Source organism: Winogradskyella sediminis, from assembly GCF_003387355.1.
Classification (GTDB): Bacteria; Bacteroidota; Bacteroidia; order Flavobacteriales; family Flavobacteriaceae; genus Winogradskyella; species Winogradskyella sediminis.
In genome coordinates this window covers 724,507-737,037 of the sequence record NZ_QUNH01000001.1, presented here as the reverse complement: position 1 = coordinate 737,037, position 12,531 = coordinate 724,507, and the positions used below count along the sequence as shown (strand labels likewise).

Below are 12,531 nucleotides of genomic sequence, written 5' to 3'. Positions count from 1 at the left end.
ATGATAGCAGAAATAAAATCTTTAGAATTCCCTAATCCAAATATAATTTCAATAAATGGAATTGAGTTAGAAGTATTTGAAGCAGGTAAAGAAAATATTGGTAATCCAATTGTCTTTTGTCATGGTTTTCCCGAACATGCCTTTTCATGGCGTTATCAAATCCCAGCACTTGCTAAAGCTGGTTATCATGTCATTGTTCCAAATCAAAGAGGATATGGCAATTCATCATGCCCTAAAGACGTAACAGCATATGATATCACCCATTTAACAAGTGATTTGGTGGCTTTACTTGATTATTACAACTACAAAGATGCTGTTTTTGTGGGTCATGATTGGGGTGCAAATGTAGTATGGAACCTTGCACTCTTACATCCAGAGCGTGTCAATAAAGTCATAAATCTTGCATTGCCTTATCAAGAACGCGGCAAAAAACCATGGATTGAGTTGATGGAAGCGTTTTTTGGAGACGATTTCTATTTTGTTCATTTTAATAAACACCCAGGAGTTGCAGATGCTGTATTAGAAAACCATACAGAAAATTTTCTTCGTAATTTATTTCGTAAGAATGTACCTCTTGCACCACCAGAGCCAGGAATGTTAATGATAAATCTTGCAAAAGCAGTAAAGCCTCTTGGTGATCCTATTATGAACGACGATGATTTGTCTGTTTTTGTAAAGGCCTTTAACAATTCCGGATTTAATGGCGCTATTAATTGGTATAGAAACCTCGACCGGAACTGGCACTTATTAGCAGATATTAACCCAATCATCAAACAGCCTACACTTATGATTTATGGTAATCTAGATATGATACCAAAATTTGAAAGGCTACAGGATTTTGTTCCGAATTTAGATGTGATTAGTTTAGATTGTGGCCATCACATTCAACAGGAATTACCACAAGAAACAAATCAATCAATTTTAAAATGGTTGGCAGAATTTAATAGTTAAAAAAAGAAGTAGGAACAAGAATGGTAATTTTATAGAGAGGGATCAGAATTTGCTAGAGACTATAAAACAAGCATTAATTTTTGAATCTATTTTATAAATGTAAACTCATTAATAAGTCTCTCTTCAATAACTTCAATATTTTATATTATGAATATAAACGATCAACTTAAAACCATAAAAGACTATTATTCTCCTAAAATAATAGGTGAAGTAAATGATGTTTTTATAAAACTTGTAAAAATACAGGGAAACAAAGTGCCTTGGCATCACCATAAAAATGAAGATGAATTATTTTATGTGCTTAAAGGAAGTCTTGTTTTTGAAATAGAAAACCAAGAACCATTTACAATGAAAAAAGGGGATTTGTTCATTGTAAAAAAAGGAATTAATCATAAAGTCAGTTCTAAAAAGGAATGCCATTTAATGCTTATTGAAAATAAATCAGCTTTGCATACAGGAAATGTAACTCATGAGATTACAAAATCTATTAAATATCAATTAGATTGATTTTTCAGTTTAATTTGGATTACATAACCCTGAAACACGACTCGACTTACAAGTTAGATATGAGGTATGTTATTCAACAAGCTAAAATTGCTAATTCCTTATAAAATTCTGTTATATATCGCTTTTCATATTTTTCAAATCAAAATATGAATATTTTAGCTTTAGGTTTAACGTTATGAAAAAAATTTATACATCGCACTAACACATTAATATCAATTATGAAAGCCAAAATAAGAAGGGTTAAAGACAATTACATGACCAAAGGATTAAAAATAGTATTGACAATAGGACTCCTTATTGTCTTTCAAGAAATATCGGCACAATCGAAGTTGAATCAATCGAGTGAATTTCAAACAGAAATTATTGATTCTGTTTATTCAGAGGTATTCAAAGAATATCGAAAGTTTTGGGTTAAATTCCCTGATAATTATAACCCAAATAGTAGTGTAAAATATCCTGTTGTTTATTTATTAGATGGATTTTCTCTGAGAGAAAATTTAGAAGAAATTTATGATAATTATTGGGGACATTATTTGCCTCATATGATTCTAATTGGAATTTCTAACAAAACTAACAGGATACGGGACTTAACTACTTCTCAGATTAAAATGAGGCGTGGGCAAGCAATGAATAAAGAAACTGGTGGTGCGGAAAACTTCACCCAAAGTATTGAAAAAGAACTAATCCCATACATTGACAATAAATATCCAACCACGACCTATCGTACCTTAATTGGGCATTCTTATGCAGGACTGTTTACTATAAATATGCTGGTTAATCATAAACATCTCTTTCAAAACTATATAGCCATAGATCCAAGTTTGGATTGGGACCACCAAAAATTATTGAAGGAGGCAAAAGAAAAGCTGAGTTTAGAAAGTTATAAAGGCAAATCTCTTTATGTGTCTTTAGCAGCAGAACAGCTACATATGTGGAATGAAGAAATAACCATGGATAATATTATGGACGACGCTTCAGAATTCACTTTGTTTGCACGTTCAATCATTGACTTTTCAACTTTTGCGACCTCTCAAAAACAGAATGGATTAAATTTCTCATGGAAGGTGTACAATGAAGATTTACATGGTACTGTTCCGCTCCCAACGATGAGAGATGGATTGATTTTTCTTTTTAAATGGTACCAGTTTAAATCTCCGCAAAAATATAATAATCCTGAAACAAAAGTAGAAGAATTGGTTAAGCTATTGGAAAAACAAGAAGAAATCTATTCAACGCATTTCGGTTATCCCTTCCCTCCAATGATTGAGGAAATGTTTAGTGGCTATGGCTATATGAATTTAGAAGTGGGGCAACCTGAAAAAGCATTTATGTTTTTCAAATCGAATATTGATTATTACCCCAACAGCGCAAGTGCCTATAATTCAATGGCAGACTATTATGAAGCACAAAATGATATTACTAATGCACTAAGGTTTGTGCAAAAAGCTGCTGAATTAAGTAATGACGAATACTATAAAAACAGAATTCAAGAACTAAAAAACAAATAACAAAGGCTAACATTTTGTATAACCTATGCATTAGAACTTTGTTATGAGAATCAAAAACACAATAAATCAGGATGTTAGATTTGAAAAGCATAGCATAGCTATGGTTAGAGAAGATAACGAAACGAAGTGGCTGATTTGCAGTATTTTTGGTTCGTAATAGATTTTCTAATTCATGATGCGGGTTTAAGTAATACCAAAGTAGAAGTAGAAGTATTATTAGGAAACTACCACGTAATCTACCACTACTCATGCAATTTATCGTTCGCACTTATTTGAGAAAAAAATGAAACGATTAATAAAATTCATAGAAAAGAATATTTCAGGCAAAAAGGTTTTAGGACTTTTTATCTTGACCAATCTAGTTTACACCTTTATGCTGACAGTCACCATTCCCAAAACAATGGAATTCTCTAACGGAATGAAATTATTGGATATGATGCCCACAGGATATGATTTGAAATATGTCAATGAATTATTCATTTCGCTTGGAGAAAATGGCCGTTTGACGTATCTGACCAATCAAATACCTGTTGATATGATTTACCCACTGCTATTCGGACTTTCTTACTGTCTGCTTTTGGGTTATTTCTTGAAAAAATTAAACAAATTAAATTCTCCATATATTTATCTCTGCGTAATTCCGATAATTGCCGGAATTGCAGATTATTTGGAAAATATCGGGATTATTACAATGTTAAAAAGCTATCCTGATTTGACAGAGATTTCAGTAGAAACGATTAACATATTTTCAGTTATAAAAAGCATTTCAACAAGTATATTTTTTATTGCATTAATAATAATCTTAATAACACTTGGAATTAAAATATTAAACAGAAAAACAGGTGCTTAAACACGTAACGAATCTTATACAATCGCATTAGGCACAATGTAACAAAACTACGAATTCATCGTCTCTAATTAACACACCAATCAAAAACTTAAATGCAAAAAAAATCAACGGAACGAAAAGAAACTTGGAAAACAATCTTTCTATTCCTTTCAATCGTTTTTCTTCTTACTTCACCTTTCCATTATGCCATAGTTAATTTATATCCATCACGAATATATGTTGGAGCAATTATGTGGTGTCCTGCAATTGCCGCATTTATTACCTTAAAAATAAAAGGGCGTAAAATTTCATCTTTAAATTGGAATTGGGGAAATTGGAAATATATCCGATTGTCTTATTTCATTCCTGCCTTATGTGGGTTAATCACTTATATACTAATCTGGAGTTTCGGATTTGGAAGTTTAGCAAATGAAGAAGTAATTATAGACTGGGGAAAAGAACTTGGTTTGTTTGGAATAGGAACATTAAATCCAACGGCAATAACAATAATAGCCATTATTTTAATAGGTACTGTAGAAGTAATAAGAGCCTCAGCAACAACTTTAGGAGAAGAAGTTGGGTGGAGAGGGTTTTTTATCTATGAATTGAGAAAGGTGCTTTCCTTTACTGGTGTATCTATTTTTAGTGGATTTATTTGGGCTGCTTGGCACTGGCCGCTGCTTGTTTACTATAGTAATAATGTATTATTGGAATTTATAACATTCTTCATCGTAATTATTTCTATGTCTTTTATTATGACGTATTACACATTTAAATCTAAAAGTCTATGGCCAGCAGTAATTTTTCACGCCGTAAGCAATGTATATATTCAAAAAATATTACCTGAATTAACCATTAAAAATGAAGGAACGGAACATTGGCTTGGCGAAAACGGAATTATGTTTGCAATTGTGACTTGCGTTTTTGGAATTTACTTTTGGAGAAAAGCAATTAAAGAAAAATTATAACTGAAAAACACAGCGGCTAATACCGTGTATAATTGCTTCGCCAGTTCGCTGAGCTCGTGTCTATCTATGATTTGTTTGTTAAATCAGGTGATTAAACACGCAACGAATCTTATACAATCACATTAAAGCCATTATAGATCAACATATGAAAACAAAAATCACAATCTTACTATCAATACTAACTTTGATTTTGTCATGCCAACCATCATTCGAAGACACTGTTGATTTAAAGGTTCAAAATTGGATTCATGGTTCTGAAAACTGTGAAGATAATATGGACCCACCAATTCAGGTCGTTAAGTACAATAGCCATACTTATATTTTACGTCAAAATAAGTGTACAAATTATGAAGCGCCTTTTATGTTTTTGTTTTTTGGTGAGAACAAAGCGCTATTAATGGATACTGGAGCTACTCAAGAAGATGATATTTTTCCGCTTTATAAAACTGTAAATACAATTATTAACGACTGGTCTAAAAAGAATGGAGAAGTTGAATTAATTGTGGCTCATACGCATAAGCATGGAGACCATTATGCTGGCGATGCACAATTCAAAGGAAAACCAAACACTTCTGTAATCGGTCTTGAGGTTAACGATGTACAAGATTTTTTTAAGATAGCAAACTGGCCCGAAGAAGTTGTAGATTATGATTTAGGAAATCGCATGATGAAAATAATACCAATTCCTGGACACCAAGCGTCTTCAATTGCGGTTTATGATACTTCGACGAAAATTCTCTTGACTGGAGACACTTTTTATCCTGGTAGACTATATATAAATGATTGGATTGCTTTTAAAATGAGTATTGAAAGACTTGTAAAATTCACCGACATTAATGAGGTTTCAACCATACTTGGAAATCACATTGAAATGACTCAAACAGCTGGAGTTGATTATCCCATGGGAAGTATCTACCAGCCTAAAGAACACCAACTTCCGTTAAGTGTGCTCACATTAAAAGAACTTTCAAATGCTCTAACAAAATTGGGAGATACACCGACAAAACAAATACATGATAGCTTTATAATATATCCAGTAGATTAAAAATACTGACACTAACAGTGTGCAGTTTGCGTAAGTATATCAATAGACGGTAAATACCTTTTCTTTAGCAGAAATGTAGGTTCAGACGATTTTGAAAATGTAGATATTTTTTGGGTAAGTACAGAAGTTATAAAAAAACTAAGGTAATAAAACAACATCTCCTGTCTACACCGTATACAAAAATTAGCGCAATCCTCTACTGAGACTATCATGAAGAAAGACAATCTTTAAGTCATAAATTCTCTTGTCTTAAATCTGTATTTTTTTTAGCAATTAATCCAAACCTTAAATATTCCATAGCCTAAATTCCTAAAATAAATAACAAACGCTTATCGCTTGTTATTCGCGCTCATGTATTTCTTTTTTCTATTTTTAAAGAAAATACGTTGCTTTGCTGTTCATATGAGTTTAAGTTATACCAATAAAATATCAAAAACCCGTTTATATTGGCTTTGCCAATTGATGGGCTGGTGCTTGGTGTCAACTTATTGGGCATACACCGTATATACCAGAGATAATTATGGAATTGTCTCTACATTTTCAAATTATGTTTTAGATGTGGCAATTGGAATTTTCTTAACACATATGTATAGAATATATGCATTAAAAGCTAACTGGAGTCAGTTGCCAATTAAAAAGTTACTTATTCGTGTTATTCCAAGTATCCTTTTGTTAGCGCTTCTATACGTGTTAATAAACAACTTAAAATGGTATACGTATTGGACTTTTATTGCAGGCGAGGATAAAAATTTCTTTGAAGCCATCATGTACTGGGATCCAATTTTACTGACAGGACTGCGACTAATGTCTATTTGGATATTGGCGTATCACTTGTATCATTATTATCAAAAAGAAGTGGTTACGGCAAGAGAGAATGCGCAACTTTCCTTAATCGCAAAACAAGCCCAGTTAGATAATTTATCAGCGCAATTAAATCCGCATTTCTTATTCAACTCTTTAAATTCTATTAAATCATTAGTCATCGAAAACCCAAACGTTGCAAGAAGAGCTATTGATTTATTATCAGATTTGTTGCGTTCATCATTATATGAAAAAGACAACGGTTTAACACCCATTAAAAATGAATTGGCTTTAGTTTATGATTACATTGAATTAGAAAAGCTGCGTTTTGAAGAACGACTGCAACTCAAAACGAATATTGATGAAAGCCTTATTAATTATAAGATTCCTACATTAAGTATTCAGTTATTAATAGAAAACGCCATTAAACATGGCATTGATTTAATAGTAGATGGTGGTATTATTTACTTAAAAATTAAAAAGAAGGATAGCCATATTCATATTACAGTTGAAAATCCTGGAATAATTAATCAAAATAAAAGTGTTGGATTAGGTCTCGAAAATTTAAAAAAACGCTTAGAAATTCAATATAAAGGTAAGGCTGGTTTTAGTTTAACAGAGACTGAAAATAACCATGTCTGTGCAGCACTCATAATTCCAATGCATATAAACGATGAAAAGATATAAAACCATAATCATTGATGATGAACGTTTGGCGAGAGAAGAAGTAAAACGTGCATTAGAAAAACATAAAGAGTTTGAAATTATAGGCGAGGCTAGTCATGTAGATGAAGCCATAACTTTAATTGAAGATTTACAACCAGACCTATTGTTTTTAGATATTCATATGCCTGGGAAATCTGGGTTTGATTTACTGGAAGAACTAACCAATGTGCCTGACGTCGTTTTTACAACGGCCTATGATCAATATGCTGTAAAAGCGTTTGAGATGAATGCTTTAGACTATTTAGTAAAACCTTTAAGAGATGAACGTTTTTCTAAAACTATTGAAAAGGTAAAGGAAGAACTTTCTAATAGGGTAAAATTAGAACCTACAACATTACCGATGCATCAAAAGATATTTATAAAAGATGGTGAAAAATGTCATTTTATTCCACTAACAGATATTTATTTTATTGAATCTTTAGAAAATTATGCACGTCTTTATTTTGGTTCGGATAAAGCAATGATAAAGCGTTCTTTAAATTTATTAGCAGAAAAATTAGACCCTAAAGTCTTTTTCCGTGTGAATCGAAGTCAAATGATTAACATACACTACATCAAAGAGATTCACCCTTACTTCAATAATAAATTACAAATTATATTAACCACTGGTGAAAAAGTAGAAGTGTCTAGCAGGCAGTCTGTTAAGTTTAAAAACTGGAATAGTTTATAAAGAAAAAATTACTAAGTTTTCTAACGTTCATTGACTTTTATTTACGCTCATGTACTTTTCCTTTTTTGATAGAAACAGACGTCTTTACTTTGTACGAAATTAATTTAAAAACCTTATTATGAAGTATTTAAAAGCAGTATTTAATATAGAAAGAATCGTATATCTAGTGCTAATTTCAGTGTTGATATCTTGTAATGAAAACACTGTTTCAGTAACAGAACAACCAACCTTAGCCGATTATAAAGTGGGAGAAAAATGGACTTGGAAGTATAAAGGCGTAACCACTGAAGGCGAAGTACGTTCAGAAGGCGAAGATACAAGAGAAATAGTACATATAGCTGATGGTTTAGGTATGGTCATTGCAAAAGATACGATTCCAGTTTCGGACATTGTAAAGCCAGAAGAAAGCGAAACACCAAGATACAAATGGCCTTTAGAGGTTGGTAAAACATGGCGATATGAAAAAAACTGGACAAGTCAGGATGGTACCACAGGAACACAAAGTCAAGATGCAAAAGTGTTATCCTACAAAGAAGAAACAGTAGACGCTGGAACCTTTATGGCGTATACCATAGAATACAAGGGAACAGTTTCTAATTCTAGAGGATACAACGCACAAACGGATGAAGTTTGGTTGTATGCACCAGAAATAAAAAACTTTATTAAAATGACGCAAATTCAAGATGGCTTTTTGTACAATGAAGAGTTAATCCAGTACATAGACCCAAATACCAAATAGTTTAGATTTCTATCAAAAATGAAACAATGAAAAAATTAGTCCTGGTATTATTTCTAATCGCGATTAGCACGACTTCTTTTGCACAAGAATTGCCATTTAAAAAGGAGGTACCATCAGATTCAGTAGCACTTGAAAATCAAATGCAGCAATTAGCCTCAATCTGTGATACTCAAAATTTATCAGAATTAGACCTGTTTAAATTCCAAGTAATTAGAGGTGATTATAAGGATGCATTACATACCATTCAAAAAAAAATAAAAGAAACACATCAAGAAGAACGCATCTATTTGGATTTATATCGACACTATGTAGAAGCGAAATTGTCTAATGACTTTAAAGAAACATTCAAAGATGCTTATCAAAATTATTTAATAGAATCTAATGATGTTCAGGTCATTAATTTAGATAAAATATTAATTCTTAGAGATGGAACTGATTATTTTATTTCTAATTTTAATGATACCTATAAAAATATTACCGCTAAAGAAATTTCAAATGTTACAGCTCAAGACTTATTAAAAAAATATTTTTTAAGCACTGTATTTTCATCAACCAGAGACATTTTCTTTGAAGAAATAAAACAAGATCATAAGCGCAGGTATGCCATAAATGATAGTATCGTCATTCCTATGAAAGATGGTGCAGAAGTTTCAATGGTAGTCGTTCAACGAAAGGGAAATTCAACAGCTAAAAAATCTGCCATACTAGTGTCCTCTATTTACGCAGGCACCAATGAAGCTTCTGCTATATTATCAGCATCTAAAGGCTATATAGGCGTTATTGCCAATACAAGAGGAAAGAGATTGAGTAAAAGCGACATAAAACCTCTTGAATATGAACATACTGATGTCTATGAAGTGATCGATTGGATTAGTAAACAAGCCTGGTCCAATCAAAAAGTAGCCATGGTTGGAGGTAGTTACAATGGCTTTACACAATGGGCTTCTATGAAACACAAAGTGCATCCAGCTTTAAAAACCATTGTACCCATGGTTGCTATTGCACCAGGAATTGATTACCCGATGGAAAATAATGTCCTTCACAATTATTCGTATTCATGGAACTATTATGTCACCAATAACAAATTTTTAGATTTTGAGGCTTCAAATGATTTTAAGCGTTGGAATACCTTAAAAAATAGCTGGTACAAAACAGGCGTTGCGTTTAACAAGTTAGATAGTTTAGATGGACGGACAAATACATTATGGAACACCTATATGCAACATCCTAGTTATGATGATTTTTGGAAAAAAATGATTCCATACAAACAAGAATTTGCTAAAATTGACATTCCTATTTTAACAATTACAGGGTATTATGACGACTCACAACGAGGCGCTATGTATTATTACAATCAACATCACACATATGCAAAAAATCCGAATCATTATTTGTTAGTTGGACCATATGACCATTGGACTGCCCAAACCAAACCCGAAGAAAGCCTAAGAAATTACAAATTAGATAACACTGCTTTGATAAACATTGAAGAAGATCTAATTTACCAATGGTTTGATTACATTTTAAAAGGAAAATCAAAACCCAGTATTTTAAAAGATAAAGTCAACTTTCAGGTGATGGGCACCAATACATGGATGCACAAACCAACTTTAAGTGCTATGACCAATGATACCTTAACCTTTCATTTAAGTGCTGATAAAACATACGATTTTTATGCTTTAAAATCGAAAGCAAATAATTCAGAAATTAAAATGTCTGTTGATTTTAAAGATCGTAAAAACATGACCAACACAGACTATTACCCTTGGCCATTAGAAAAGGAGAATATCAATTTTAAAGATGGGTTAATTTTTAAATCTGAACCTTTAAAAGAAGAAGTTATCATCAACGGTTCTTTTTTCGGGAATCTTGAATTTTCAATCAATAAAAAGGATGTTGATTATTCTGTGATTGTATATCAATTAACACCTGAAGGGAACTATTTTCATTTAAGCTATTATATAGGCAGAGCGAGTTATTCTAAAAATCGTGAACACAGACATTTACTTACACCGAATCAAAAGACGCAAATATCTTTCGACAATTCGAAACTAATCAGTAAAAAATTAGAAAAAGGGAGTCGCATTGTAGTGGTGGTTAATGTCAATAAAAACAATAATGCTCAAATTAATTATGGTACTGGAAAGGATGTTAATAAAGAATGTATTAAAGATGCTGAAATTCCATTAGAGATAATTTTTACAGGAAACAGCAGTATTTCTTTGCCAATTTGGAACTGATTTCAATACCTGTTATAATCTCATCTCTTAAGTAAAATAAAGTTTAAATGTGCCTTTATTGAAAGGAATAAGCGCAGATGTCATAAAGATGTCATAAGCTTGGCGCAAGTGTCAATGGCTAATGTATTTAATTTTGTTCACTGAACATTAAATACAAATCAATGAATAATTTTTTTACAACACTCACTTTTCTTTTCATTACATATTTTAGCTTCAGTCAGAGCTATGAATCAAAAATTGACTCTATAGTTTCTTTACAATATAGCGCTAATGAGCCAGGTATTACAATTTTGGTAGCTAAAGACGGTAAAGCCATTTATAAAAAAGCCTTAGGGAAATCAAATTTGGAATTAAATATACCTATAGAGGTTAATAGTGTATTTCAGATTGGTTCAATCACAAAACAGTTTACTGCAGTTTCAATTTTAATGCTTGCAGAGCAAGGTAAGCTCAATATCGAAGATAAAATTGGAAAATATATTCCCGAATATATTGAGGTTGGAAGAGATATTACCATTCATCATTTATTAAATCATACTTCGGGAATAAAAAACAAAACGCCTTTAAGTGAAAAGAATTATACCTCGAGAATGGATAGGTCTCCAAAAGAACTTATCACCTATTTTAAAGATGAACCATTGGCATTTATGCCTGGTGAAAAATTTAAATACAGTAATGCAGGTTATATTTTATTGGGACAAATTATTGAAACAATTTCTAAGCAATCTTATGGTCAATTTATTCAAGAAAATATTTTTGATAAAATAGGAATGACGTCTTCATATTGTGGAGATATGAAACAAGTTATTCCAAACCGATCTACGGGCTATATCATTAAACAAAATGAATTTGTAAAATCAGATTATATGAACTTGTCATTAGCATATTCTGCAGGAGCTATATTATCTACCACAGAGGATCTTTTAAAATGGCAAAACGCATTACTTCAAAACACTCTTTTAAAAGAGTCTAGTATAAAGCAAGCTATGACACCAACCCTATTAAATAGTGGAAAAAAAATACCTTACGGTTATGGCTTTCGGTTTTCAAGATTGGGAAATTCTCCTGTAGTTGCGCACACAGGAAGTACGAAGGGTTTTACCAGTATTGCTCTGTTTTTACCTCAAGAAAACATGTATATTACTGTATTAACCAACTGCAATTGTAAAAATGCAAATAACGTTGCAAAACAAGTTGCGGAATTATTTGTTACTAGCCCTGACGTAAATAAAGTTTCAGCAGTCACTAAAACCATTGAACAAGAAAAGAAGTCAATTGCTGTTTCGGCCGAAATATTGAATAACTATACAGGTACTTATGAGGTTAAACCAAACGTAAACCTTACAATCGGTTTAGATAACACAAATCAATTATATTTATTAGCACCGGGTCAAACTAAAAAGGTTGAACTTTTTGCTGAAACTCAAAATCATTTTTTTGTAAAAATTGTAGATGCAGAAATCACGTTTAATAAAAATGAAACGAATAATGTTATTAGCTTAACAATGAATCAATCTGGTCGTAAAATTATCGCTAAAAAGAACTAG

The 12,531-nt window shown here is 31.8% G+C and carries 11 protein-coding genes; all 11 read left to right on the top strand.

Going from position 1 to position 12,531, the window contains the following annotated elements; genetic code table 11:
• The 11 genes from C8N41_RS03190 to C8N41_RS03140 all read left to right on the top strand — a co-directional run bounded on the left by C8N41_RS03190 (position 1) and on the right by C8N41_RS03140 (position 12,531).
• Positions 1-951 (top strand): alpha/beta fold hydrolase, encoded by a 951-nt coding sequence (locus C8N41_RS03190; protein ID WP_115838191.1) that lies wholly within the window; start codon positions 1-3, stop codon positions 949-951.
• A gap of 147 nt (positions 952-1,098) precedes the next feature.
• Positions 1,099-1,458: a cupin domain-containing protein gene (locus C8N41_RS03185; RefSeq protein ID WP_092445791.1), complete on the top strand. Its 360-nt coding sequence runs from the start codon at positions 1,099-1,101 to the stop codon at positions 1,456-1,458.
• Positions 1,459-1,676: 218 nt separating this feature from the next.
• Positions 1,677-2,966, top strand: coding sequence for an alpha/beta hydrolase (locus C8N41_RS03180; RefSeq protein WP_249033230.1), 1,290 nt, complete (start codon positions 1,677-1,679; stop codon positions 2,964-2,966).
• A 283-nt stretch (positions 2,967-3,249) separates the two neighbouring features.
• Positions 3,250-3,816, top strand: coding sequence for a hypothetical protein (locus tag C8N41_RS03175; protein ID WP_115838190.1), 567 nt, complete (start codon positions 3,250-3,252; stop codon positions 3,814-3,816).
• 92 nt (positions 3,817-3,908) lie between these two features.
• A complete protein-coding gene (locus tag C8N41_RS03170) occupies positions 3,909-4,763 on the top strand; it encodes a CPBP family intramembrane glutamic endopeptidase (RefSeq protein ID WP_115838189.1) in 855 nt (284 codons plus the stop codon).
• Between the two features lie 145 nt (positions 4,764-4,908).
• Complete coding sequence (locus C8N41_RS03165) at positions 4,909-5,808, top strand: MBL fold metallo-hydrolase (protein ID WP_115838188.1); 900 nt, start codon at positions 4,909-4,911, stop codon at positions 5,806-5,808.
• A gap of 402 nt (positions 5,809-6,210) precedes the next feature.
• Complete coding sequence (locus tag C8N41_RS03160) at positions 6,211-7,296, top strand: sensor histidine kinase (protein ID WP_115838187.1); 1,086 nt, start codon at positions 6,211-6,213, stop codon at positions 7,294-7,296.
• Positions 7,283-8,005 carry a LytR/AlgR family response regulator transcription factor gene (locus C8N41_RS03155; RefSeq protein ID WP_115838186.1) on the top strand — a complete coding sequence of 241 codons (723 nt, stop codon included), beginning with the start codon at positions 7,283-7,285 and terminating at the stop codon, positions 8,003-8,005. Before C8N41_RS03160 ends, C8N41_RS03155 begins: the two co-directional genes overlap by 14 nt.
• A 118-nt stretch (positions 8,006-8,123) precedes the next feature.
• Positions 8,124-8,744 (top strand): hypothetical protein, encoded by a 621-nt coding sequence (locus C8N41_RS03150; RefSeq protein ID WP_115838185.1) that lies wholly within the window; start codon positions 8,124-8,126, stop codon positions 8,742-8,744.
• A gap of 26 nt (positions 8,745-8,770) precedes the next feature.
• Entirely contained in the window at positions 8,771-10,984 is a 2,214-nt protein-coding gene (locus tag C8N41_RS03145; RefSeq protein WP_211318179.1) for a CocE/NonD family hydrolase, read from the top strand.
• Positions 10,985-11,145: 161 nt separating this feature from the next.
• Entirely contained in the window at positions 11,146-12,531 is a 1,386-nt protein-coding gene (locus C8N41_RS03140; protein ID WP_115838184.1) for a serine hydrolase, read from the top strand.

Excerpts from the sequence above, each read along its gene's own strand:
- C8N41_RS03175 (WP_115838190.1), top strand. The coding sequence starts at position 3,250 with ATGAAACGATTAATAAAATTCATAGAAAAGAATATTTCAGGCAAAAAG.
- C8N41_RS03190 (WP_115838191.1), top strand. The coding sequence starts at position 1 with ATGATAGCAGAAATAAAATCTTTAGAATTCCCTAATCCAAATATAATT.
- C8N41_RS03185 (WP_092445791.1), top strand. The coding sequence starts at position 1,099 with ATGAATATAAACGATCAACTTAAAACCATAAAAGACTATTATTCTCCT.
- C8N41_RS03160 (WP_115838187.1), top strand. The coding sequence starts at position 6,211 with ATGAGTTTAAGTTATACCAATAAAATATCAAAAACCCGTTTATATTGG.
- C8N41_RS03165 (WP_115838188.1), top strand. The coding sequence starts at position 4,909 with ATGAAAACAAAAATCACAATCTTACTATCAATACTAACTTTGATTTTG.
- C8N41_RS03155 (WP_115838186.1), top strand. The coding sequence starts at position 7,283 with ATGAAAAGATATAAAACCATAATCATTGATGATGAACGTTTGGCGAGA.
- C8N41_RS03140 (WP_115838184.1), top strand. The coding sequence starts at position 11,146 with ATGAATAATTTTTTTACAACACTCACTTTTCTTTTCATTACATATTTT.
- C8N41_RS03170 (WP_115838189.1), top strand. The coding sequence starts at position 3,909 with ATGCAAAAAAAATCAACGGAACGAAAAGAAACTTGGAAAACAATCTTT.
- C8N41_RS03150 (WP_115838185.1), top strand. The coding sequence starts at position 8,124 with ATGAAGTATTTAAAAGCAGTATTTAATATAGAAAGAATCGTATATCTA.
- C8N41_RS03145 (WP_211318179.1), top strand. The coding sequence starts at position 8,771 with ATGAAAAAATTAGTCCTGGTATTATTTCTAATCGCGATTAGCACGACT.
- C8N41_RS03180 (WP_249033230.1), top strand. The coding sequence starts at position 1,677 with ATGAAAGCCAAAATAAGAAGGGTTAAAGACAATTACATGACCAAAGGA.